We start from the raw sequence: 24,884 nt of genomic DNA on the forward strand, positions 1-24,884 counted from the left end.
ATGGATAAACGTAAACCCACCCTTCTCGAGGTTAACGTGGTTGACTCTCAAGCCACTCTGACTTTCAAAGTGGACGCCGATATTCTCGATTTTCGCGGCCATTTTAGTCACTTTCCGCTGTTACCCGGCGTTACCCAAATTGATTGGGCGCTGCATTTCGCCATCGCTCATTTGAATACGCCAAAGGCGTTCAAGGGGATGGAAGTGATTAAGTTTCAAGAGCCTATCCTGCCAAACGCCGAAGTCACACTGGATCTCAACTGGGATGACGAAAAGCAAAAGCTGGCGTTTAAGTATCACTCACAGCAGGCGGATCGCCACGTGATTCACTCATCAGGCAAAATGAAGTTGGGTGCTTAACGTGAGCGATTATCGAGCCTGTTTTGTTATTCCCTGCTACAACCACGGCAGTACCGTCGCGGGGGTAGTAGCATCACTGAGCGCTTTTGACCTGCCGTTTATTTTAGTCGATGACGGCAGCAATCAAGAGACCAAACGTGAGTTACAAGCCTTGGCGGAAAATGACACCATTTGCTTACTGACCTTAGCTGAAAACCAGGGCAAAGGTGGGGCAGTCATGGCTGGAATACGCCAAGCCCACCAGCTCGGTTACAGTCACGTCATTCAGATTGATGCCGATGGTCAACACGATATTGAGGCTGTTCCCGAACTGCTTGCGCGCTCAAAAGCCGAGCCTACCCACCTTATCTCCGGTCAACCGGTTTACGACGATAGCGTGCCCAAATCTCGACTTTACGGCCGCTACGCAACCCATGTTTGGGTGTGGATAGAAACGCTATCACTGACGATAAAAGATAGTATGTGTGGTTTTCGCGCCTACCCGGTAGCCAAGACGGTCGAGGTGCTCAATCAACACAACATCGGCTCGCGGATGGATTTTGATATCGAGATCCTAGTTCGTATGTACTGGCATGGGGTGGAGATCGATTTCGTCGAAACACGAGTGATTTACCCTGAAGGCGGCATTTCCCATTTTGATGCCCTTTGGGATAACGTTAAGATCAGTTGGATGCACACCAAGCTGTTCTTCGCCATGCTGCCCAAAATTCCACAATTGCTGGCTCGCAATCGCCGCCGCCGAGCGCAAAGTGACAATACGCACTGGTCACGCCGCCAAGAGCAAGGCACCATCATCGGGATTAAGTTGTTACTCGCTGTCTACAGCCTGCTTGGCCGTCCGGTGTTCAATCAAATCCTCAAACTGGTGATCGGTTACTACCATCTGACCAGCAAACAAGCCAAGCACGCGTCACAAACTTATCTCAACCAATTGCAGCACTACGCCAATCAGCATCAGATTCGCTTGCCCGCCAAACTCTATAGTTACCAGCATTTGCTGTCATTTGGCCATACCATGCTCGACAAATTAGCCGCGTGGAAGGGGGATTTCAGTGTCGATAATCTCACCATTCATGGTCAAGAGCATTTTCAGCACATGGTCGATCAACAGCAAGGAGTCGTGATTTTAGGCTCCCACTTAGGCAATATTGAGCTGTGCCGAGCCCTAGGTCGCAGACATTCTCAGGTAAAAATAAATGCCTTGGTGTTTACCGAACACGCAGAGCGTTTTAACAGCGTAATGAAAGCGGTGAACCCAAGTTCAGAGCTGAACCTGATTCAAGTGAGCTCAATGGGCCCCGATACCGCTATTTTGTTGCAGCAAAAGATCGAGCAAGGCGAATGGGTGGTGATTGTGGGTGACCGCACCTCGACCAGCAAAGAAAGTCGCTCGGTTTGGGCCGACTTCTTAGGTAAACAGGCCCCTTTCCCACAAGGCCCATTTATGCTGGCATCGGTACTCAAAGCGCCAGTGTATCTATTGTTTGGTCTGCGCGATGACAGTCGTGACACGCCGCATTTTGACGTCTATTTCGAACCGTTTAGCCCGCAGATTGTTCTGCCGCGCAAAACACGTCAGCAAGCTCTGACGCAAGTGGTTCAGGATTACGCCAATCGCCTACAACACTACACACTAAAAGCACCGCTGCAGTGGTATAATTTTTTCAATTTTTGGACTTTAAGTAATCAGCAAGATGACGACAAACAACACTAATACCATCACGTTTGGCGCGCAGCCGCTTAGCATTGAAGACGTGGTTGCTATTGCCCAAGGGGCCAATGCCAACCTCAATAATTCTCCTGAGTTCACCGCCAAAATCGACCGTGGGGTGGCGTTTCTTGAACGATTACTGCAAGAGGAAGGCGTTATTTACGGTGTCACAACTGGATACGGCGACTCTTGTACCGTGGCGATCCCACCCAATTTAGTTGATGAGCTGCCACTGCACTTAACTCGCTTCCACGGCTGCGGACTTGGTGAGCTGCTCAGCCACCAACAAGCCAGAGCGGTACTAGCGACAAGGCTCTGCTCTCTGGCGCAAGGGGTGTCAGGCGTTAGCCACGAGCTGCTGCAACAAATTATTACGCTGATCAATCACGACATCGCACCGCGCATCCCGCAAGAAGGGTCGGTTGGCGCCAGCGGTGATTTAACGCCACTCTCTTATCTGGCTGCAGCGCTGATTGGTGAGCGAGACGTGTTGTACAAAGGCGAAGTGCGCCCTACCGAGTCGGTCTTTGCCGAACTCGACATTACACCGATCAAGCTTAAACCCAAAGAGGGCTTAGCCTTGATGAACGGCACATCGGTCATGACCGCTCTCGCATGTTTAGCCTATAAGCGCGCCGAATACTTAGCCCAGCTGTGTACTAAGATTACCGCTCTGGTATCAGTGGGCATGCACGGCAACGACTTCCATTTTGACCAAGCGCTGTTTGCGGTTAAGCCGCACCCTGGTCAGCAGCAAATTGCCGCTTGGCTGCGCAGCGATCTGAAAGCTGAGCGTCCACCGCGCAACAGCGATCGTCTTCAAGACCGCTACTCACTCCGCTGTGCGCCGCATGTGATTGGCGTGGTGCAAGATTCGTTGCCTTGGCTGCGTTCGATGATTGAAAACGAACTCAACAGCGCTAATGATAACCCGATCATCGATGGCGATAATGAACGTGTGCTACACGGTGGCCATTTTTATGGCGGCCATATTGCGATGGCGATGGATACACTCAAAACCGGTATTGCCAACTTAGCCGACCTTCTCGATCGTCAAATGGCGCAATTGATGGATTATAAGTTCAACAACGGCTTACCGTTCAACTTAACGGGAGCGGAAGGCGAGCGCAAACCGATCAACCACGGATTTAAAGCCGTGCAAATTGGCATTTCCGCTTGGACCGCAGAAGCCCTCAAGCACACTATGCCCGCCAGCGTGTTCTCTCGTTCAACCGAGTGTCATAACCAAGACAAAGTCAGCATGGGCACCATCGCAGCACGTGATTGCCTAAGAGTCCTTGAACTCACTGAGCAAGTGGCCGCAGCTTCGCTGTTAGCCAGTGTTCAAGCAATTGAAATTCGTCGCCGCCACAACGAACTGGATGAGCAGCATATGAGCACCAGTTTAAAAGCGATTCGTGACGCCGTGTTGACTGAGTTTGATTTCGTTGCCGAAGACCGCCCGCTCGAACATGACTTGCGTCATTTCATCGCGCGCATTCAGCAGCGCCACTGGGCACTATACCCGGAGGCATAATGGAGCAAGCTATCGCATTTCCGCTCGACGCTGAGGTGACATTGGTCACCTCATTCCAAGACGCCGACCCTATGGGAGTTATCTATCACGGTAACTATTTTCGCTTTTTTGAAGAAGCACGCCGAGTCATGATGGATAAAATCAACTATGGCTATTTGGCAATGAATGAGTCTGGCTACATGTGGCCGATCATCGATACCCGAGTGAAGTACGTCAAAGCGATTCCGTTCAACCACAGGATTCGCGTTTGCGCCACGTTAACCGAGTGGGAAAACCGTCTGCGGGTCGACTACGTCATTTACGACGCCGAAAGCGGACAAAGAATGTGTAAAGCGCACACCACTCAAGTTGCGGTCTCGATTGAGCAGCAAGAGATGTGTTTTGCTTCACCTAAGGTGTTCATTGATAAAATAGAACAATGGCACAAGTTTGGGAGCGTCGACCAATGAGAACCTGCTGGCTTGCGTTGCTGGCCCTATCGCCTGTGTGTTGGGGTCAAATTAACACCTTAGAGCAACTCGAAACACAACTGGCGCAACATCCAATTGTTCGCGGCGAGTTTACCCAACAGCGCCACTTAGAGATGTTCGCCGAGCCACTCAGTTCCTCCGGTCGTTTCACCTTAAGCAAGCAGCAAGGGTTACTGTGGCAACAAAACACCCCATTTGCGGTGAACTTAGTATTAACTCAAGATAAGCTGAGGCAAACCTTTGTCGATCAAGCGCCGCAGACCATCAGTGCCGAGCAAAACCCGCTGGTGTTCTATTTTAGCCGAGTGTTCCTGGCGGTTTTCCATGGCGATACTCAAGCCCTTCAAACCGAGTTTGAACTCGACTTTTCAGCGCAAGACGACCAGTGGCAGCTGGTGCTAACTCCGCGACAGGCCCCACTCAATCAGGTATTTAGCACGATAACCCTAAGCGGCGATCAAGCTATCGATTCACTCGTACTGCAAGAGCTTCGTGGCGATCAGACCGAGATCCAATTTAGCCACCAAACTCACCAACCAGAGACGCTCACCGATGCTGAACAAGCGCAATTCAGCTTCTAATTCTGGCCGTCGACTGGCATTGATCTGGTTAGTGCTGGTGCTTGCCTGCGCGGCTTTGCTCGTCAAACAGTGGCTGACATCGCCCGTTTCACCGATTGAAACCAACGTGCTAAAGCTGCTACCCAAAAACCAGCACAATCCGATCGCTGAACAAGCGTTTGAGTCAGTCGCTAACCATTTTAGTGACCAAGTGGTGTTTGTGCTCAGCGCCGACAGCGAGCCGCAGCGCTACGCCGCCGCGCATCAGCTTGAGCAGCAGTTGCGGGCAACGGGGCTATTTACCAAAGTGGTCGGCAAAATCTCAGCCGAGGAGCAAAATCAGTGGGCCAATTTCTATTATCAGCACCGTTACTTGCAACTCACCCCAACCCAACGCGAACGCCTTGAGCATAGCCCTGAGCAGCAAACGCAGCAGGTCATCCAAGCCTTGTATAACCCCTTTTCTGGCGTCACTGGTAACGAGCTAAAAAACGATCCTTTTTTGCTATTTCGCGACTTTTTGGCCGAGCTTACCTCGCTCAACAACCAATTTCGTCTTAAGCAAGACTTCTTAACTGCCGAGTACCAAGGCCAGCACTACGTGTTGGTTACCGCAACACTCGCCAGTTCCCCTTACAGCTTAAGCGCTCAGCAAGGCGTGGCTGAAATCAAACGCATTGAACAAGCAGTAAGCGCCAAGTATCAGGCGAAGATCTATCATACTGGGGTGCTGTTTTATGCCGAATTTGGCAGTCAGAGTGCCAAGTCTGAAATCAGCACCATCGGGCTGTTTTCTCTACTTGGCGTGGTGGTGTTAATTGTGACGGTTTTTCGCAGCGCTGCTCCACTTGCTCTGGCACTGCTGTCGATCACCACAGGTCTGTTGGTGACGTTGTCGCTGACCACCCTGCTATTTGGCAAGGTGCATTTGTTTAGCTTGGTATTCGGCGCCAGTTTAATCGGCGTCTCGATTGATTACGCGTTCCACTACCTGACTGAACGACTCGCGGCGGGCGAGCAATGGGACAGCCAGCGCGGGCTGCAACACATATTCGCGGCGATCACTCTTGGTTTAATCACGAGCTTAATTGGCTACTTAGGCATGCTGATCGCACCGTTCCCCGGTTTACAGCAGTTGGCGCTGTTCTCCTCTATCGGTCTACTGGGTGCCTATATCACTGTGGTGGTTTGGTATCCGCTGTTGGCAAGAAAAGCCACGCCCTCGCGTCCGTTACCGGGCCAACACTTAGCCCATCGCTGGCTCGCGCTTTGGTCATCGCCTCGCGTTAAATTCGCCCTTCCAGCGCTGTGTATTTTAGCTAGTCTGCTCACTTTGACCGCCATGCGCTACGACGACGATATTCGTCAACTGCAAGCCATGCCGAGCTCTCTTAAACAACAAGAGCAATTGATCAGTGACATCAGCGGCTTGCGATCGTCACAGCAGATGTTGGTGGTGAGTGCTGCTAATGATGAACAACTGATGCAAAGGTTGGAGTCATTAAGCCCGACATTTGAACAATGGCAGCAAACGGGTGTGATGGGCGGTTATCAAAGTCTGAGCCAATATTTGCCCTCATTAGCGACCCAAGCGCAAAACTACGCACTGATTGATTCTCTGTATCAAAAGCAAGGGTCAAAACTGGCGCAGGCCTTACGACTAAATCAAGTACCCAGCCTTGAGCAACCTCTTAAGCTACTGACCTTAGACAACTATCTTGATCAGCAGGTCGCTGCACCGGTGCGTTTTCTTTATGTCGGTCAAGTCGGTGAACAGGTGGCCGCAGTGGTGGTGCTTGATCAAATCGAGCAACTTAATCAGGTCAAAGCCTTTGCCGATGCGCACGGCGATATCAGTTACCTGAACAAGGCGGAAGAAATCTCCAGTTTATTTGCAGAGTACCGGGTCAAAGTGATGGAATTGCTACTGCTAGCGATCGCTGTGATTGGTGCATTGCTGGCCAAGCGCTATGGCATAAAACACGCGCTGCTTGTCTTGGCGCCATCAGTCATTGCCTGTGTCGCAGGGCTTGCCGCAGCCGTCGCTCTAGGCTCGACACTCAACCTGTTCAACTTGCTGGCGCTGATCCTAATCATCGGCATTGGTATCGACTACACCTTATTTTTTGCCGAAAAAGCGCGCAGTGCGAGCACCTTACTTGCCATCAGCCTATCCGCCATGACTACCTTGCTGTCGTTCGGTTTGTTGTCACTGAGTCAAACCCATGCGATTCATAGTTTTGGCGTGACGGTATTAAGTGGTATTTTTGTCGCTTGGCTACTTTCGCCATTGGCCATTAACGATCCGGAGCCACAATGAAGAAGCGCACAATTTTTTCCCTGTTCACGTTAAGCCTAATGTTGACGGCGTGCGCTTCGACACCTGAGCTCAGCACTCCCGAAGTGGCACTAAGCCAAGATCAGAGTGTGCACTTACCAACACCTCAATCACTCGGCTACCGACTCGCGGCCAGCCAACTGATTGAGGCAAGTTGGCAGCAAGATAAGCAGAGTCAAAGTCAACAGTTGCCAGTACAACTGCAAGTGGGTGAAGACCAACTAGTGCTGGCCGGTTTTTCCTCTTGGGGAACGCGAATTCTCTCTGTTAACTATCAACAAGGAAGGATCAGCAGCGATGTAATGGCTGGCTTGGGTGCCACCTTGCCCAAGCCAGAGCAGGTGCTGTTTAACTTGATGATCACGCTCTGGCCGAGTTCCGCTTGGGAAGGCCCGCTAAATAAGGTAAGGTGGCAACTGGTCGACAATGATGATAGCCGGGTAATTTTCAATAGTGATGGCGATCCGGTCATTGATATCCAGTACAGCAACCAAGACAGACTGAATGGGACAATCACTTTTCGTCATCTGATCGACAACTACACCATTAGCATTAAAACACTGCAGTTCCAGCGACAACCAATAACACCATAGATTGCCATCATGCTGACACACGTTTCTCAACCCATTTTTATCCAAGACTGTGGCTTTCACTCTGCGATGGGCGCGGCGCACGCCGACATCCACCGCTGCCTGTCTGGTGAACGCGAAGCCAATATGGTTCGCGATGACGACATTCTCAACTCTGGTCAATCGACGGTTATTGGCCGCATAAATCAGCCACTGCCAACGCCTGCCGACCATTTAGCGAACTTCAATACCCGTAATAATCGCCTCGCGCTCTCTGCTCTGCAGCAAATCGAGGCGTCAGTGCAAGCCGCGGTTAAGCAATTTGGCGCTGACCGAGTCGCGGTGGTGATAGGTACCAGCACCTCCGGTATTGCTGACGGTGAAAACGCTTATCAGCAAAAAATCACCCAAGGTGAGTTCTCACCGGGTTATCACTATCGCAAACAAGAGCTTGGCAACACCAGCGACTTTATCGCCGCGTACTTTGGTTTGAGCGGTCCGTGCTACGCGGTCTCAACCGCCTGCTCTTCAAGTGGGCGCGTGTTCATCAGTGCCCAACGACTGCTCAACAGCGGTTTGGCCGATGCGGTAATCGTAGGGGGTGTCGATACCATCTGCCGCTTAACCCTGAATGGGTTCAATGGTTTGGAGGCGCTCTCTTCTGAGCTGTGTCAGCCATTTAGCGCCTCACGCGACGGCATCAACATTGGCGAGGCTGCCTGCCTGATGCTGCTCAGTCGCCAACCGGCCAAAGTCGCTCTGCTCGGTGCAGGAGACAGCTCAGATGCACACCATATTTCTGCCCCGCACCCAGAGGGGAAAGGCGCTGAACAAGCGATGCAAAAGGCGCTAGAGAATGCAGGCCTTACCGCAGAGGAGATTGGCTACATCAATGCCCACGGCACGGCCACTAAACTCAACGATAGTATGGAAAGCAAAGCCATCATGCGCCTGTTTGGTGACCAAGTCCCTGTCAGCTCAACCAAACCCCTGACTGGGCATACCTTAGGGGCAGCCAGTGCGACGGAAGCCGCCATCGCCTGGCATATTTTAAATTTCGACTTACCACTGCCGATTCAGCGTTGCCAAGCGAAGGCCGAGGATATCGAGGTTTCACTAGTAGAAACCGAGACCCGGCTCAACGGCAAAGCCATTTTAAGTAACTCTTTTGCGTTTGGTGGTAATAACATTAGTCTTATTTTCGGTTATCCCAATGACTAACATTGCTTCAATCGACCAACTATTGCCTCATGACGAGCCGATGATCTTAATCGATCGTGCGCTCGAGGTCGGTCAAGATTCGATTCACTGCCAAGTGGATATCTCGAATCGAAATCCATTTTTTAATGTCGAGCAAGGTACCATCCCTGCTTATGTCGGCATCGAGTTTATGGCTCAATCCGTCGCGGCTTGGTCTGGCTATCATGCCCTGCAGCAAGGCCAGCCACCGCCGATCGGTTTTTTGCTTGGCAGTCGCCGCTATCACACCAATGGTGAGGCGTTTACCGCAGGTCAAACCTTAGACATTTATGCCGAAAAAATGATGGAAGACAACGGAATGGCGGTTTTCACCGCTCGGATTGAACAGCAAGGCGAGGCTGTCGCCAGTTGCCAGCTCAATGTCTACGTTCCATCACCACAAAAACTAAAAGAAATGAAAATCAGGAGTCAATCATGACCCGACACGTATTAGTCACCGGTGCGAGTAAAGGCATAGGTAGAGCGATCGCCATTCAATTGGCCAAAGACGGATTCACCATTGCTGTCCACTATATGGGCGACAAGCAAGGCGCGGAGCAAACGCTCGCCACCATTAACGAAAATGGCGGTCATGGACGCCTGATCCAATTCGACATCAGTGACCGAGAAGCCTGCCGCGACAAACTCGAGGCCGATATTGCCGAACATGGTGCTTACTATGGTGTGGTCAACAACGCTGGCATCACCCGAGACACTGCGTTTCCGGCCATGACGGAAGAAGAGTGGGATGGCGTCATTCATACCAACCTCGACAGCTTTTACAATGTGCTGCACCCTTGCGTGATGCCAATGGTACAAAAACGAAAAGGCGGGCGAATCGTCACCTTGGCCTCGGTATCAGGCTTGATGGGCAATCGCGGCCAAACCAACTACAGCGCCGCCAAAGCAGGTGTGATTGGTGCCACTAAGTCGCTCGCTCTTGAGTTAGCGAAGCGCAAGATTACCGTCAACTGTGTCGCGCCAGGCTTGATTGATACCGGCATGGTCGATGAACACGTTAAAGAGCATGCTATGCCGCAGATCCCTCTGCGACGTATGGGTGAACCAGAAGAGGTTGCGGGACTTGTGAGCTATTTAATGTCGGATATTGCTGGTTACGTTACCCGCCAAGTCATTTCGGTCAACGGAGGTCTAGTATGAGTCGCCGCGTTGTGGTTACTGGCATGTCGGGCGTCACCGCGTTTGGTAATGATTGGCAAGCCATCGAGCCTAAATTGAGAGCGGGTGAAAATGCGACCCAGTATATGCCGAACTACGAGCAGTATGACGGCCTGAATACTAAGCTGGCCGCCCCTATCGATCACTTCGAGCTGCCAAAACACTACAAGCGCAAACAGGTGCGCGGTATGGGCCGAGTGTCTAAGTTAGCGACAGTGGCCACTGAAAACGCCCTCACTCAAGCAAATTTGATTGGTGCCGAGGTATTAACTAACGGCCAAACCGGCATTGCCTATGGCTCATCCACTGGCAGTACCGATGCCATAGGAGCGTTTGGGGTCATGCTCAACGAAAAGAGCACTCGAGCGATCACCGCCACCACCTACGTGCAAATGATGCCTCACACCACGGCGGTCAACGTCGGCTTGTTTTTTGGATTACGCGGTCGGGTTATTCCAACCAGCAGCGCTTGTACATCGGGCAGTCAGGCGATTGGCTACGCCTATGAAGCGATTAAACACGGCTATCAAACCGTGATGGTTGCCGGCGGTGCTGAAGAGCTGTGCCCGACTGAATCAGCAGTGTTCGATACCCTGTTTGCCACCAGTTTGATGAACGACGCGCCGAAACGGACCCCGCGCCCCTACGATGTCAACCGCGATGGCCTAGTGATCGGCGAAGGTGCCGGTACCTTAGTGCTAGAAGAGTACGAACATGCCAAAGCGCGAGGCGCCAAGATCTACGCTGAAATCATCGGGTTTGCTAGCAACTGCGATGCCGCCCACGTGACTCAGCCACAGATGGAAACCATGCAAATCTGTATGGAAATGGCACTGCAAAACGCTGGGATAGAGGCGGAGCAAATCCAATATGTTTCAGCTCATGGTACGGCGACGGATCGCGGCGACATTGCTGAGAGTAACGCCACCGCCAATGCCCTTGGCAAGGTGCCAATCAGCTCACTGAAAAGTTATTTTGGCCACACACTCGGTGCCTGCGGGGCGATTGAAGCTTGGCTGAGCCTTGAAATGATGCACTCTGGCTGGTTTAACCCGACGCTCAACCTCGACAACCTGGATGAGCAATGTGGTCACCTCGATTATATCACTGGGGCCGGACGTGAGCTCGAAGTCGACTACTTGATGAGTAACAATTTCGCCTTCGGTGGGATCAACACCTCAATTATTTTCAAAAAGTTATAACGCTAAGGCTCTCATTCGAGAGCCTTTTTTACTTTTATTTTCTTATTCCACTGAGTTAATAGAAAATATCTCTTTACAACGTACAGTTATCAGGTACTATCTAGTCTGCTCTGCAATACAGAGTTATTAGTGAAACCGAAAGTCAAAAGTAAATCCTCAGAATTACCGCGTTACCGTTGTTATCCTCAGTGTTTCCCTTAGCTTCACCGTTACATTAAATAGTTCAAATTTTCAGCGCAATTTTAGAAGATTAATTCAATTTATATAAGGGACACATTATGTCTAACAAAACTACTGGTACTGTAAAATGGTTTAACGAAGAGAAAGGTTTCGGCTTCATTTCTCAAGAAAACGGCGGTGCTGACGTATTCGTTCACTTCCGTGCTATCGCTTCTGAAGGTTTCAAAACTCTGAAAGAAGGCCAACAGGTTTCTTTCGAAGTTGAGCAAGGCCAAAAAGGCCCACAAGCTGCAAACGTAGTAGCTCTATAATTTCGAATTGGTGCAAGCCTTTGGCTTGCACCAACTCTTAGTACTGCAATAACGAATTCCTTCTCTTTCGAATCTAACATACCCTCGCACCACTCCTCTCTGTGCAATCGACTATCTAGTTTTCCTAAGACAAATCAACTCGTTTCGTTTTCTACCAATCAGAATATATCTAGTCTTTGTTGCGAATTAGCATCGCTGGTGGCTGCGCTATAGTATCGTTAACTCCACTGACCTAGCGGCAATCTCTACTTTGTTGTCAGCGATTACTGCTGCGCAATTATCTGATCACCGACGTATCCGGTTTGGTATTACCCATACTCAATTTTCTAGCAAGGCACACTATGGCTCGTTCTAACGGTCGTAAGCGTTTTTGGTTTCAAAACGCGCGCAACAAGCACATTCAACAAAAATAAAGGAGATCTATGACGATCTATTTTCATCTGTTTATTAGCAACAGAATTTGGCAAACAGCGCTACATCAGCTCAATAGCGACAGTCTGTTAAGGCAGATTCGAGTGAAAGGTGACGTCGGCAACAATCCACTGTCACTCGACTATTGTGAACAACGCCAAAAAGGCACTATTTTTCAGCAAGATGGGCAAATAATTGGCGAATTTAACGTGGTATTAAACTCGCCAAGTTAACATTAGGCTGGCGTTACCACATTAAATCATCGGGCACGACAAAGTCAGCATACGGATCATCCTCGTCCGCCAACTCTTCGGCTGGCGCGTTTTGCTCGATCAAGACACTCTCATCACGCAATGCAATCTTCTTCGCCACACTGCTTGGGATCACCACATACGCTTCATCGTGACGCGCTATCGAAAGGATGCCTTTGGCAAGCTGATCTCGAACCAACGGCTCAACGTAAATCGATTTAACTAAGGTACCATCAGTAAAGTTGTACTTGATGTCTCCGTCTTTCTGATCCAGCTTATTCATCTCAACCAGCTGCTTAATTTGCGCCTGGATCTCTTTGCTGAGTCGCTGCTCTTTCTGCTCATTGCTCAGCGCTTTATCGCGCTCTTGCTGCAAACGTTTATTTTCTTCAACCGCCGCTTTGACTTCACGCGCCTGCACTCGTGATTTCTTCGAGCCTTTTTTGGCTTTTTTCAATTTTTTCTCGTTTACCAAGCCGGCTTTCAGCATTTGTTCTTGAAGGGTCAGTTTTGCCATGGGAATTCCATCCGTTATCTCAATCGCTTCAGTTTAACGGTTCACCACAGGCAAATAAAGCCAAGTCTCACTATTGAAAAGCGCTGATTATGCGCTTCAGCCAGACTCTGACTACACTGCTTATTGCGCTATCGACACGACAAATCCTTTTTGTTAGACACAGGGGATGTTTTGTCCGTTAATGCGCTCGTTACGAAGGTCCGTCCCTCCATTGGACATCGTGACTGGTGTGGCCTAGAGGCGACTCTAGCCATGACTTTTTTCTCTGTCTTTGTGAGATTTGATGTGGAAAACAATTCCAAACTTGACCGTGTTCGCGCTGATTACAACGTAGATTACTGGAGCCAAGGCTTCTATGGTATCGACAACCAAGGTGAGGTGTATGTCTCTCCTCGCAGCGATAATGCGTTTCAAGTTCCACTGAGCAATATCGTGACCAAACTTGAGCAGCAGCAACTTAGCCTGCCAGTATTGGTTCGATTCCCGCAAATCTTGCACCAACGTGTGCACGGTATCTGCGAGGCGTTCAACCAAGCGATTGATGAATATCAATACCAAAACAACTATCTGTTGGTTTACCCAATTAAGGTTAACCAGCAAAAAGAGGTGGTGGATGAGATTCTGGAGAGCCAGGCTCAGCTTGAAACTAAACAGCTCGGTTTAGAGGCAGGCAGTAAGCCTGAACTTTTGGCGGTGCTGGCGCTTGCGCAAAAAGCCAGCTCAGTGATTGTGTGCAACGGCTACAAAGACAGAGAGTACATTCGCCTCGCGCTTATCGGTGAAAAACTGGGGCACAAGGTATTTATAGTTCTTGAGAAACTGTCAGAGCTTGATCTCGTGCTTAACGAAGCCAAAAGCCTAGGTGTGAAGCCCCGTTTAGGTGTGCGTATCCGCCTTGCCTCTCAAGGTGCAGGTAAATGGCAATCAAGCGGCGGTGAGAAGTCGAAATTCGGCTTGGCCGCGTCTCAAGTATTAACGGTGATCGATCGTTTAAAACAAGAAGATCAGCTCGATGCGCTGCAACTGGTGCATTTCCACCTTGGTTCGCAAATGGCCAACATCCGCGACATTCGTAACGGTGTGAATGAATCGGCGCGTTTCTACTGTGAACTGCGTGCGATGGGCGCTGGGATTGAGTTTTTTGATATCGGTGGCGGTTTGGCCGTCGATTACGACGGCACCCGCAGCCAATCGTCTAACTCGATGAACTACGGTTTGATCGAGTACGCTCGCAACATCGTCACGACTGTCGGCGACGTCTGTGAGCAGTACACTCAGCCAGTGCCAGTGATAATCTCTGAATCGGGCCGCTCTTTGACCGCACACCACGCGGTGCTGATCACAAACGTGATCGGAACAGAGGCGTATCATCCAGAAGAGGTAAACGCACCAAGCAGCGACGAACCGACCCTACTGCACAATATGTGGAGCAGTTGGCAGAATCTACAAACAGGCAGCAATGCGCGGGCACTGATTGAAATTTATAACGATACCCAAAGTGATTTGGCGGAAGTCCACAGTCAATTTGCGACTGGCGTGATGAACCTCCAGCAGCGTGCTTGGGCAGAGCAACTGTCACTACGTATTTACTTTGAGCTCAGTCGCCAAATGAGCAACAAAAACCGCTTCCACCGTCCTATTTTGGATCAGTTAAGCGAGCGCCTAGCGGACAAGTTTTTCGTTAACTTTTCGCTGTTTCAGTCGCTACCTGATGCTTGGGGTATCGATCAAGTGTTCCCGGTCTTGCCTTTGTCTGGACTGGAGAATGTTGAAGATCGCCGCGCGGTGATGCTCGACATCACTTGCGACTCCGATGGGGCGATAGAACAGTATGTAGAAGGCCAAGGGATCGAAACCACATTGCCGGTACCTGCTTGGACCAAAGATCAGGAGTACTTGATGGGCTTCTTCCTTGTGGGTGCCTACCAAGAGATTTTGGGTGATATGCACAACTTGTTTGGTGACACCCATAGCGCGGTGGTCACAGTAGATGAACAGGGTGAAGCCCAGATCGAACGAATTGACGAAGGCGACAGCGTCGAGGACATGATGCGCTACGTACACATTGACGTAGAAAAGATTCGCCTCCATTACCGCGAGCTGGTTACAGAGCGCGTCACCGCCGACGAGCAAGCGTCGATTTTAGCAGAATTAGAAGGTGGCCTAAGCGGTTACACCTACTTAGAGGATTTTTAAATGAATGATTTGTTTACTAAAACTGATTATTCGCTCTACTCCAACTCAATGAGCTTCTTGCGTAGACCTTATCTGCGCAATCCAGTTTCTGCCGACGCAGATTTGGTGGTGTTGGGTGTACCGCTGGACATGGCGACCTCAGGTCGGTCTGGCGCTCGAATGGGGCCAGATGCCATTCGCCGAGCCTCGGTCAACTTGGCATGGGAAGGCAAGAAGTTCCCTTGGGACTTTAACTTGTTCGATCGCGTCAAAGTCATTGATGCGGGCGATCTCGTGTTTGATTGTGGCGACGCCGAAGACTTTACTTACCGCCTCGAAGCGGCAACGAGTGAAATCCTTAAGAGTGGTAAAACCATGTTAGCCCTCGGTGGGGACCACTTTATTACCCTGCCAATTTTACGTGGATATGCCAAGCACTATGGTGAAATGGCCCTAGTGCACTTTGATGCCCATACCGACACGTACGCGAACGGCAGCAGTTACGACCACGGGACCATGTTCTACCACGCACCGAATGAAGGTCTAATTTCGCCTAAGCATTCGGTACAAATCGGTATTCGTACTGAATATAAGCAGCAGGATCATGGCTTTAATGTGATTAACGCGATGCAGGCTAACGACCTATCACCAGAGGAAATCGTGATGCAAATTCGCGACATCGTTGGTGACAAGCCAGTGTATGTCACATTTGATATCGACTGTCTCGACCCTGCATTTGCGCCGGGTACCGGTACCCCAGTGTGCGGTGGCCTTAACTCGGACAAGGTACTGAAGATCATTCGTGGTTTAGCCGGTATCAACATCATAGGTATGGATGTGGTCGAAGTATCACCGCCTTATGACCATAGTGATGTCACTGCGCTGGCCGGTGCCACCATCGCCCTTGAGCTGATGTATGCCTGGGCTGCTCATCGCGACAGCGAGTAACCTGTAACAGCTGGCTTTACTATCGAGCCAGCTTTTTTAATTTATTTCCACGAAACTGCTGCGGCGTTTGCCCGGTTAAACGTTTGAAACCGCGCCTAAAGTTAGCCGCATCACTATAACCAAGGCGAAAGCCGATCTCCTCGACCGTCAGTTGAGTGCCCAGTATATACTCTTTCGCTAAATCGACCCGCGCTTCACTAAGTAATGTTTGATAACAGGTGTTGTATTCGGTTAAGCGCCGACGTAGCGTCCTCTCAGAGCAGCCATATTGCGCTGCCAACTTCGACAAACTCGGAAACTGACCGCCAGATTGATACAACATTGCTTTAATTTGATTGGGTAACCGATGCGGTGAGGCCAAGGTTTCACACACCGCTGCGCAGGAGTGAAGATACTGCTTAAGTTGGTTAACGTTGTGAGTTTTGACCGGTAATGCCAGTTGCTGAGCGTCAAACGAGAGTGATAAATGGGTGTGGTCAAACACGAGATTGTCGCCAAAACGACGCTGATAGTCGGCCACGTAATTTGGCGCAGCATAGGGAAAGGTAAGCATCGCATCCGATAACGGCTGACCGGTTAGCTCGTCAAATAGCGTCAGCAGCGCGCTGAGAAAGTACTCACTGCAAAATGGCAATAACTCACCGATGTCGAGCACATTTTCCATCACGATCGATGCCCGTCCTTGTTGCTTAATCAAGGTCACCGAAAACAGCGGGCCATTGAGATTAAGGTATTTCAATCCGGTGCGCAGCGCCTGTTCAATCGTTGCACTGCTCAGCACTGCATAGCCTAATACACCAAAGTGGCTTAATCTGGCCTGCTCGCCGCACAATAACCCCAGCCCGTTCCCCTGAAACGCTTGGTTAGCCGCGCGAAACAGCACCAACTTGTCAGCATAGGTCATCTGCGCTTGGCCTGACGCCAGCTCTGGCAGCGAATATGGCATCATTGCTAACAATTGGGTGGTGTCGATACCATGCTGGTTGGCAACTTGGAGTAGCAAAGCGACGTCCATCGTCCCGAGCTGGTGACGGTGGTCGGTAGGTAGATAGTGGCTAATGATTGTCATCCTTACCTCACTGCAGTGTGTCGCTGTTAGGTGACAATTAGCACCAAACTGGCCGAAAATGACCTGATACAAGTATGCCTTTTTGCGCACACTGATGACAGTGTTAAACAAATGTAAATTTAACTATGCCTCATCCACTTCCGTTCGAACGCTTAATTGATGCTCAAGGAGCGCCAACATTCGGCTGTTTTGACGCCATACCAATGACGCTCGACAGCGAACACTTTGACTATCGAAACGGGATGGACAACAAGGCGAGTCGCCTTGCCAAGCACTTTCACTTCAAGCAATTTCAGTTCGTCAGCGTGTTTACTGAGCGCTATGTGATTGGTATTGCCCTCGCCGACATTCGTTACCTTACGACCGGGTTTTGCTACCTCTATGACCGAGACCATAACCGCCTGATCGAGAACAGTTGGCTTAGACCGCTGGGATTTTCAAGCCAGATGTCCGCTTCTAGCTATCAGGGGCAGAGCTCTATAGCCGGTGGCGCACTGAAGTTTGAGTTTCACCAAGGGCAGTGGCGGGTTTGTGTTAATAGCCAGCTGTTGGCGTGCGAACTGCGCCTCACTCCAACCAATAACAGCCTACCGCTCGCGCTGTGCACACCCACTGGTTACTCAGGTTGGACATACACTCAAAAACACAATGCTCTTAAGGTGAGCGGTAGTTTGCAGGTAAATGGCCAATCAGTGGACCTCAGCAATTCTTTGGCAGGCTACGACTTCTCCGCTGGCTACATGCGCCGCGAAACCAGTTGGCGCTGGGCCAGTATCAGTGCCGCCAGCGGTGAGGTTTCGCTAGGGCTCAATCTTGCGGCAGGTGTCAACGAAACCGGAGGCAGTGAGAACACCTTGTGGGTCGATGGCGAAAGAGACTTGCTCGGCGCGGTGCAGTTTCACTTCAAGCGCGATGACCTTAAGTCTCCTTGGAAAATCACTAGTCAAGATGGTCGGATTGACCTCACTTTTGAGCCGCTGAATCTGCGCAGTGAGAAACTCAACTTAGGGGTACTGAAAAGCAACTTCCGCCAGTTCATTGGTCACTTTAGCGGCGAGATCATCGCCAGTGATGGCACAGTTCATCGACTTGATCAGATCATTGGTTTAACTGAAGACCACTTTGCTAAGTGGTGACTTTTTCGCGAGTGACGCAATCATGACTATCACCACCATCATCGACAACCCGGAGTGGCTGCTTATGCTACTCGCACCGCTTTTCATCGCGCTGATGCTCGCTGAATACTGGCTTGGTCAAAGAGGTGGCCGGCTACCCGACAACTCGGCATATCACTGGCCAGAAGTGGTGTGCAATTTTACTTTAGCTGGCATGCACCAGTTGGCCGATTTGGTCACGGGTTTATTGATCGTGCAACTCTACTTATGGCTGTTCGGGTGGCGCTGGTTTGAGATTGAGATGTCAATTGGCAATTTCTTACTGCTACTCGTGTTGCAAGATTTTTGCTACTACTGGTTCCACCGTGCCAGCCACAGAGTACGCTGGATGTGGGCCGCCCACGTGACCCACCACAGCTCTGAACGTATGAACTTCAGCACTGCATTTCGCCAAAGCTTAATGTACCCCATCGCAGGCATGTGGCTATTTTGGGTACCGCTAGTGATCATAGGATTTGAGCCCAAATGGGTGGTGTTCGCTGTGCTGTTAAATCTCGGCCTGCAGTTTTTTGTCCATACTCAATGGATTCGCTCACTTGGCTGGCTGGAATGGGTATTCAACACGCCTTCTCACCATCGCGTCCACCATGGGCATAACCCACAGTATATCGATAAGAACTACGCTGGCGTGTTGATCATTTGGGACAAACTGTTTGCCACTTTCGAGCCCGAGGTCGAGCCGGTGCGCTATGGTGTCACCAAGCCAGTCAACAGCTTCAACCCACTGGTGGTCACCTTTAGCGAGTGGCAGCGCTTGTTGCTTGACCTCCGCGCCAAAGGACTAACCTGGCCACAGCGACTGCGGCTGCTTTTCGCTCCACCTCGAGACTAATCCGCTTAGTCTGCTTACCTCATTCACACGGTGGCGCAAGATGAATCAAAGCAAGACCGCCCAATGACGTTTCGCGATACTTTTTGTTCATGTCTTTACCTGTTTGGTACATAGTTTCAATTACCTTATCCAGTGAAATCAGACATTTACTGTTTCGCTTGAGCGCCATTCTCGAGGCATTGATCGCCTTCATTGCTCCCATCGCATTACGCTCGATACAAGGCACTTGAACTAAGCCACCAATCGGGTCACAGGTCATACCCAATGAATGTTCCATTGCGATTTCTGCCGCAATGCAAATCTGCTCATTGCTGCCACCCCGCAGCGCTGTTAGACCAGCGGCTGCCATTGATGAAGACACCCCAACCTCACCTTGACAACCTACCTCAGCCCCTGAAATGGACGCGTTGGTTTTGTACAAAATGCCAATCGCGCCTGACACGGCAAGAAAGTCTTTAAGCTGTTTTGTGTCGAGTGCTTTGATAAAACGGTGGTAATACATCAATACCGCGGGAATCACACCAGCAGCGCCATTGGTAGGCGATGTGACTACCTGGCCACCAGCGGCATTTTCTTCACTCACCGCAAACGCGAACAAGTTTATCCAATCCATGATTTCCATCGGATCGTTCTCTATCGCGGCGTTGGCTTCGAGCTTCTTCAGTAAGTTCGGCGCTCGACGAGTCACGTTCAAGCCTCCATCCAAGATGCCTTCCGTTTCGAACCCTCTTTCCATGCATCGGGTCATCACTCGCCAGATCTGCTCTGCGCGCTGTTCAATAACCTGCATGTCGTGGAACGCTCGCTCGTTTTGTAGAATCATCCCACCTAGGCTCATGCCATGCTTCTCTGCTTGTGCCAACATTTCATCTGCACTAGAAAACGGGAACTGAACCTCAACGGGTGCACTCTTGCTGCCAGTTTTCAGTTCATCTTCCGTGACAACAAAGCCGCCCCCGATAGAGTAATACGTTTCAGATCCAACTGCTTTTCCCTGAGAATCCCAAGCAGTAATCATCATGCCATTCTCGTGCAAAGGAAGGTTTTCTTCGTGGAACAACATGTCGGTTTGATAGTTGAACGGGATCGGATGGCGACCAGCAACAGACATCACGCCTTTCTCTATTGCCTCACGCATCGCTTGGTTTGCGGAGGTGATTTTGATGGTGTCTGGTTTATTTCCCAGCAAACCCAAAATCGTCGCCCGATCGGTATGATGCCCGATTCCGGTCAGTGAAAGAGACCCATAGAGATCCACTTGAATACGCACCACCTCGTCCAAGTTTGCTTCAATCAAACCTGTGAAATGGTAACCTGCGAGCATAGGCCCATTGGTGTGAGAGCTCGACGGCCCGACACCGATCTTATAAATGTCAAAGATAGACAGCATAAACTTACTCTTTAAGACAGTGCAGCATAAAGCCAATCAGGGAGCACCACACAAGCTGCGATGGTCGCGGCAGCGAACACCAACAGGCCATAGTGGCTTGCTGCCGGCTTGGCAAACAGATGTTTTTGATTATTGATGAAGATTTGTTGCTCAGCACTCACCGAGCCCCATCGACGACTGACCTGTACACCAACGACAAGAAATACCAAGGTGCCTAGCGGTGCAAACCAAGGCCAGGCGATGTCCATAAATCTCGCGACAAAGACTACAATCACACTGGCAATACTCCCTGCGATCACGCCTTTCTCATTGGCAGATGACCAAAACAGGCCTAAAACGAACGAACCTAATCGAATGCCGACAAAGATGGAGGTTAAACTGGCAATGGTTTTCAGTACCGACTCGTTAGATACCGCTAGCAAGGCAGGGATAATCACCAAAGCCGCGGCCAGCAAACTCATCTTTCGCGCGACGTGTTCATAGTGCTTATCGCTTGCGTTTTTGCGGACAAAGCGTTTGTACAGGTCGAAAGTGGCCACAGTGGCCATCGAATTATAGGTAGAGTCCAAGGTTGACATCGCTGCGGCTGCGAGAGCCGAAATGATAAGACCAATCACAATCGGGTTAGTATGATTGAACACGAAATCTAGGATCACTTCATTGCTGTTTTCAAAAGCGTGATCTTGGTAAAAAACGCTCAGAAGCACGCCAATTAACGCAAAGAACAGATAGATGAAAAACGCGCCATAGCCACACAACAGCATCGATTTCTGCGCCGTTTTCTCACATTTGGTGGCCAGGGTGCGTTGAATGATCAACTGATTGGTGCCATACACACTCAAGTGCAAAAAACTCACCGCCACAACCCCAGCCCAAAGCGTTGTATCGACGCCCAAGTCTAAGTTTAGGTTGAGTATATTCAGTTGCTCGCGCGACAAGTGCTCTGCCGCATCAATGTGGGTCAATAAGATAATGAAAATAGCGATGCTACCTAGAACCAACACCGCAGACTGCAACATATCGGTCCAAATCACCGTCGAGATTCCACCAGCATAGGTGTAACCAGCGGTAAAAATACTGATGTAGATAATGGCTTGGAAAATATCAATCGGCAGAACATGCACCAGGATAAGGGCCACCGCATAAAGAATCACACCAGCAGAAATACACTGCACCACAATAAAAACAATTGAGTTGATGGTTCGGGCATACACACCAAATCGGTGCTCTAGGTACTCATAGATGGAGGTTAAACCCAGCTTATAAAAAACCGGAACAAAAAAGATAACGGCAAAAAAGATCACGATGGGATAGTTAAGATGAATACTCATCGCTTCCATACCCGAGCTATACACCCAACCGGGCATACCCACAAAGGTCATCGCACTGATGTAGGTGGCCAATATAGACACCCCAGCCGTAAACCACCCAAACTGCTTCCCGCCAGTGGAGAAATCACCACCAACGCGATATCGCCTATTCACCAAGTAGCTAATTAGCAGCGTGGTTGCTATGTACGCGGCAATAACAATTAAACTTGAGTACGTAACCATTTTGAAATTTCCGAATCTATTTGGAAGCTGTGTGACGCGCTTTATACTACTTAAAACTCACTTCCCATTTCCAAAATGTCACAGTAACTGTGACTATTGTCACCAATATAGGTGATTTTGTGTTCAAGAATGACAAAGCCATACTAGTTCGAGATCGTGATCACTAAAAACCCCAAAATGGGTACGCATTCATTTGAAAATTGATTTTGATCACGGATCATCATTCACCATTAAAACTATGATTAGCACCGAACAGAAACGAAATAAGATCAAGTGAAGATCAACATCATTTAGTCTTTAAATTTTTAAAATCCAATGAAAATAGAGGTTTATCGGTCATGACTGCGAAAAAACACATGAGCGAAGTTCCTATGATTCAAAGAGTAACTGCGTATCTTGCGATACTAGTCGGATACTTTTTCTATTGTTATAACTTTGTAATTATTGACTACGTACGCCCTTACATAGTGGAAGCGTATGATGGCATTAGCTTGTCAGATACCGCTCAGTTCTACACCTGGCAATCACTGGGGGCGCTTATTGGTGCTCTATCTTGTGCTTGGTTTGCCACCCGGTTTGGCAAGAAGAGCACCCTAATCGCCATTACAGCGTTAAATGGTGGCGCCACCATTATCAACATGATGTTTACCGACTACGCCACTTGGGCGGCAATGCGATTCATCGTTGGTATTTCTCTGGGTGGTTATTTCACCGTTGCAGTGAGCATGATGATTGGCCTATTTCAACCCACCGTCCGCGGCAAGCTTACTGCTTTCGCCTCTTCTATGTTCTCTGTGGCCTTGATGGCTATGGGTGCTTACGCTGCCTTTATTTCTAGTATTGATGCGCCTTGGCAAAGTCTGATGTGGGTAGGGGGTGTGCCGCCGCTAGCCGCCGCGGTAGTGATGTTATTTATTCTGCCTAGCGATAAAAAAGTGATTGCCTATGGGGAAGAAGAACAACATTCAGACCAGAACAATGCTCAGCAAGAAGTGAAAAAAGGCTCTTGGGGCGAAATGTTAAGCAAGCCGTATCGTACGATTACCATTACTTGTTTACTACTCGCTGGTCTAAACTTCTACGGTTATCAATTCTTCTCAGGCTTCGTGACCACATACTTGAAAGAAGTTCGCCAATTTGATGGTGCAACCATAGGCCTTATCTTCTCAATCTCTGCATTTGGGTCGCTGTTTGGTGCGTGGGTATGGGGCGCTATCGCTGACAAATTTGGTCGTAAAGTGAATGCATTTGGCTTCATTCTTGCGGGCATCATGGTTTCAATCTTCTTCGTTGCGCCAAGTGACGTGATGATCGGTAGCCTTAATATGCTGGCGCTACTCGGTCTTATCTACAACTTCGGTCTGTCAGCATCGGCTGTATGGGGTGGCTACTTCTCAGAGCTGTTCCCTCCACACCTACGTAGCTTTGGTGCCGCGCTATTCCATGGTGGACGTATTATCGGCATGTTCGCGCCAATGGTCCTTATTTTCATCCAAGAGCGTACCGACCTACAAACCGCAATGTGGGGCTCACCGATTGTCTGGATTGTCGCTGGTCTACTATGGCTATCTCTACCAGAAACACTGAAAGGCGGCGTGTTCGACAAGAACAAGAAAGCGCAATCAGCCACTGCTTAATTAGTCAAATTTAGCCGACTGAACCGTCAGTCGGTGATACAAAACAACTTCGAGTCCTGTTCCAACTTTGCTGACTCGGCAACTGAAAGAGAGTTTATTATGTCTAAATATCAAGAAGCTAAGCGTGTTGTTCGCAACTATTTCGACGCTATGGAAAACGCAACGCACGAGAACGTAGCAGAAGTTCTTAAAGCGCATACATCTGAAGATTATCTATGGCGTGGTGTTTATCCATTCCGTGAGCAACAAGGTGCTCAAGCCGCAGCAGACGTGTTCTGGTCTCCTCTAATGAAATCCATGACTCGCATGCAGCGTCGCCAAGATATCTTCATTGGTGGTGAAAACGAAGTGACACCAGGTGAAATTTGGGTAATGAGCATGGGGCATTTCATGGGTCTGTTTGACGCAGAATATCTAGGTATGCGCCCTACAGGTAAGATCATGAACATCCGTTATGCAGAGTTTAACTGTGTCGAGAACGGCAAGATCACTAAAACCGGTCTTTTCCTAGATCTTCTCGGTGCGATGGACCAAGCGGGTTGTTACCCACTGCCGCCATCGACAGGTAAACACTTCGTCTACCCAGGTCCTCGCAATCACGATGGTTTGCTGTTCGAAGATGCAGCGCCAGAAGAGGGCGTAGCAACACTGGCACTCGTCAACAAGATGGTGGATGACCTATCTGCACTCAACGACAGCGGCGCAATGGGCTGCCCACCAGAAGTCTTAGAAAAGAGCTGGTCTAAAGACATGATTTGGTACGGCCCATGTGGTATCGGAGCGTCTTACACCATTCCTCGCTACCAACAGCAACACCAATTGCCGTTCCGTAACAACCTTAAAGACAAGAAGTTCAACGGCCACGTCTGTCGCTTCGCTGAAGGTAACTTCTCATGTTTCTTCGGTTGGCCAAACCTATCCAACACGCCAATCGGCGGTTTCCTAGGAATGACAGGTGGCGAAGTGCGCGCCGACATGCAAGTTGTCGATGTTTATTACCGTGATGGTGACAAACTGTCAGAGAACTGGGTACTGATTGACCTCCCATACTGGCTAAAACAGCAAGGTCTAGATGTGTTCGAACGCACGTCAAGCATCCTAAACCCTACCCTATAAAAACAATTAGGGCAGTTCGTCAAACTGCTCGATTGAACGCTCAAGCGCCCTTCTCGGTTTGAGCGTTATGCTCCCAACTGGTACCTCATGGATGGGGTACACCCCAAGATAGAACCCTTATTCATAACGAGCTGGAAAGCACGGTGGCTTTCTA

The 24,884-nt window shown here is 49.8% G+C and carries 23 protein-coding genes; 19 read left to right on the forward strand and 4 right to left on the reverse strand.

The window, feature by feature from the left end; translation table 11 throughout:
• The 13 genes from MTO69_RS16495 to MTO69_RS16555 all read left to right on the forward strand — a co-directional run bounded on the left by MTO69_RS16495 (nt 1) and on the right by MTO69_RS16555 (nt 12,300).
• Nucleotides 1–360 (forward strand): 3-hydroxyacyl-ACP dehydratase, encoded by a 360-nt coding sequence (locus tag MTO69_RS16495; RefSeq protein ID WP_248334530.1) that lies wholly within the window; start codon nt 1–3, stop codon nt 358–360.
• Nucleotides 353–2,074, forward strand: coding sequence for a glycosyltransferase family 2 protein (locus MTO69_RS16500; RefSeq protein WP_248334531.1), 1,722 nt, complete (start codon nt 353–355; stop codon nt 2,072–2,074). Before MTO69_RS16495 ends, MTO69_RS16500 begins: the two co-directional genes overlap by 8 nt.
• Complete coding sequence (locus tag MTO69_RS16505; RefSeq protein ID WP_248334532.1) at nt 2,055–3,608, forward strand: HAL/PAL/TAL family ammonia-lyase; 1,554 nt, start codon at nt 2,055–2,057, stop codon at nt 3,606–3,608. The genes MTO69_RS16500 and MTO69_RS16505 overlap by 20 nt, the downstream gene beginning before the upstream one ends.
• Nucleotides 3,608–4,057, forward strand: a complete 450-nt coding sequence (locus MTO69_RS16510) for an acyl-CoA thioesterase (RefSeq protein ID WP_248334533.1) — start codon at nt 3,608–3,610, stop codon at nt 4,055–4,057. The genes MTO69_RS16505 and MTO69_RS16510 overlap by 1 nt, the downstream gene beginning before the upstream one ends.
• Nucleotides 4,054–4,659: an outer membrane lipoprotein carrier protein LolA gene (locus tag MTO69_RS16515; protein ID WP_248334534.1), complete on the forward strand. Its 606-nt coding sequence runs from the start codon at nt 4,054–4,056 to the stop codon at nt 4,657–4,659. The genes MTO69_RS16510 and MTO69_RS16515 overlap by 4 nt, the downstream gene beginning before the upstream one ends.
• Entirely contained in the window at nt 4,631–6,958 is a 2,328-nt protein-coding gene (locus MTO69_RS16520; RefSeq protein ID WP_248334535.1) for an MMPL family transporter, read from the forward strand. Before MTO69_RS16515 ends, MTO69_RS16520 begins: the two co-directional genes overlap by 29 nt.
• Nucleotides 6,955–7,569: a DUF3261 domain-containing protein gene (locus MTO69_RS16525; protein WP_248334536.1), complete on the forward strand. Its 615-nt coding sequence runs from the start codon at nt 6,955–6,957 to the stop codon at nt 7,567–7,569. Before MTO69_RS16520 ends, MTO69_RS16525 begins: the two co-directional genes overlap by 4 nt.
• A gap of 9 nt (nt 7,570–7,578) precedes the next feature.
• Nucleotides 7,579–8,766 carry a beta-ketoacyl-[acyl-carrier-protein] synthase family protein gene (locus MTO69_RS16530; protein WP_248334537.1) on the forward strand — a complete coding sequence of 396 codons (1,188 nt, stop codon included), beginning with the start codon at nt 7,579–7,581 and terminating at the stop codon, nt 8,764–8,766.
• On the forward strand, nt 8,759–9,223 hold the full coding sequence (locus MTO69_RS16535) for a hotdog family protein (RefSeq protein ID WP_248334538.1): 465 nt from the start codon (nt 8,759–8,761) through the stop codon (nt 9,221–9,223). The genes MTO69_RS16530 and MTO69_RS16535 overlap by 8 nt, the downstream gene beginning before the upstream one ends.
• Nucleotides 9,220–9,945 (forward strand): 3-ketoacyl-ACP reductase FabG2, encoded by a 726-nt coding sequence (locus tag MTO69_RS16540; protein ID WP_248334539.1) that lies wholly within the window; start codon nt 9,220–9,222, stop codon nt 9,943–9,945. The genes MTO69_RS16535 and MTO69_RS16540 overlap by 4 nt, the downstream gene beginning before the upstream one ends.
• A complete protein-coding gene (locus MTO69_RS16545; protein WP_248334540.1) occupies nt 9,942–11,165 on the forward strand; it encodes a beta-ketoacyl-ACP synthase in 1,224 nt (407 codons plus the stop codon). Before MTO69_RS16540 ends, MTO69_RS16545 begins: the two co-directional genes overlap by 4 nt.
• Nucleotides 11,166–11,443: 278 nt before the next feature.
• Nucleotides 11,444–11,656 (forward strand): transcription antiterminator/RNA stability regulator CspE, encoded by a 213-nt coding sequence (gene cspE / locus MTO69_RS16550; RefSeq protein ID WP_176289753.1) that lies wholly within the window; start codon nt 11,444–11,446, stop codon nt 11,654–11,656.
• A gap of 422 nt (nt 11,657–12,078) precedes the next feature.
• Entirely contained in the window at nt 12,079–12,300 is a 222-nt protein-coding gene (locus MTO69_RS16555) for a hypothetical protein (protein WP_248334541.1), read from the forward strand.
• 13 nt (nt 12,301–12,313) lie between these two features.
• Here MTO69_RS16555 and MTO69_RS16560 read toward each other — a convergent pair whose 3' ends face one another.
• On the reverse strand, nt 12,314–12,835 hold the full coding sequence (locus MTO69_RS16560) for a DUF2058 domain-containing protein (RefSeq protein ID WP_248334542.1): 522 nt from the start codon (nt 12,833–12,835) through the stop codon (nt 12,314–12,316).
• A gap of 285 nt (nt 12,836–13,120) precedes the next feature.
• Between MTO69_RS16560 and speA the strand changes: the two genes are divergently transcribed.
• Nucleotides 13,121–15,031, forward strand: coding sequence for an arginine decarboxylase (gene speA / locus MTO69_RS16565; protein WP_248334543.1), 1,911 nt, complete (start codon nt 13,121–13,123; stop codon nt 15,029–15,031).
• Nucleotides 15,032–15,958: an agmatinase gene (gene speB, locus MTO69_RS16570; RefSeq protein ID WP_248334544.1), complete on the forward strand. Its 927-nt coding sequence runs from the start codon at nt 15,032–15,034 to the stop codon at nt 15,956–15,958. It begins immediately after the preceding gene.
• A gap of 19 nt (nt 15,959–15,977) precedes the next feature.
• Here speB and MTO69_RS16575 read toward each other — a convergent pair whose 3' ends face one another.
• Complete coding sequence (locus tag MTO69_RS16575; protein ID WP_248334545.1) at nt 15,978–17,027, reverse strand: AraC family transcriptional regulator; 1,050 nt, start codon at nt 17,025–17,027, stop codon at nt 15,978–15,980.
• Nucleotides 17,028–17,152: 125 nt separating this feature from the next.
• Between MTO69_RS16575 and MTO69_RS16580 the strand changes: the two genes are divergently transcribed.
• Nucleotides 17,153–18,163 carry a DUF2804 domain-containing protein gene (locus MTO69_RS16580; protein WP_248334546.1) on the forward strand — a complete coding sequence of 337 codons (1,011 nt, stop codon included), beginning with the start codon at nt 17,153–17,155 and terminating at the stop codon, nt 18,161–18,163.
• A gap of 22 nt (nt 18,164–18,185) precedes the next feature.
• On the forward strand, nt 18,186–19,034 hold the full coding sequence (locus MTO69_RS16585; protein ID WP_248334547.1) for a sterol desaturase family protein: 849 nt from the start codon (nt 18,186–18,188) through the stop codon (nt 19,032–19,034).
• Between the two features lie 19 nt (nt 19,035–19,053).
• Here MTO69_RS16585 and MTO69_RS16590 read toward each other — a convergent pair whose 3' ends face one another.
• Nucleotides 19,054–20,424 carry an L-serine ammonia-lyase gene (locus MTO69_RS16590; protein ID WP_248334548.1) on the reverse strand — a complete coding sequence of 457 codons (1,371 nt, stop codon included), beginning with the start codon at nt 20,422–20,424 and terminating at the stop codon, nt 19,054–19,056.
• Between the two features lie 11 nt (nt 20,425–20,435).
• Nucleotides 20,436–21,977, reverse strand: a complete 1,542-nt coding sequence (locus MTO69_RS16595) for a sodium:solute symporter (protein WP_248334549.1) — start codon at nt 21,975–21,977, stop codon at nt 20,436–20,438.
• A gap of 338 nt (nt 21,978–22,315) precedes the next feature.
• Here MTO69_RS16595 and MTO69_RS16600 point away from each other — a divergent pair, with 338 nt between their 5' ends.
• Together MTO69_RS16600 and MTO69_RS16605 are read left to right on the forward strand one after the other, a co-directional pair.
• The gene (locus tag MTO69_RS16600; RefSeq protein ID WP_248334550.1) at nt 22,316–23,614 is read left to right on the forward strand and encodes an MFS transporter; all 1,299 of its coding nucleotides are present in this window, start codon (nt 22,316–22,318) and stop codon (nt 23,612–23,614) included.
• A gap of 99 nt (nt 23,615–23,713) precedes the next feature.
• Nucleotides 23,714–24,730 carry a nuclear transport factor 2 family protein gene (locus MTO69_RS16605; protein WP_248334551.1) on the forward strand — a complete coding sequence of 339 codons (1,017 nt, stop codon included), beginning with the start codon at nt 23,714–23,716 and terminating at the stop codon, nt 24,728–24,730.
• Nucleotides 24,731–24,884 lie beyond the last annotated feature (154 nt).

The organism is Vibrio sinaloensis (genome assembly GCF_023195835.1).
GTDB lineage: Bacteria > Pseudomonadota > Gammaproteobacteria > Enterobacterales > Vibrionaceae > Vibrio > Vibrio sinaloensis_C.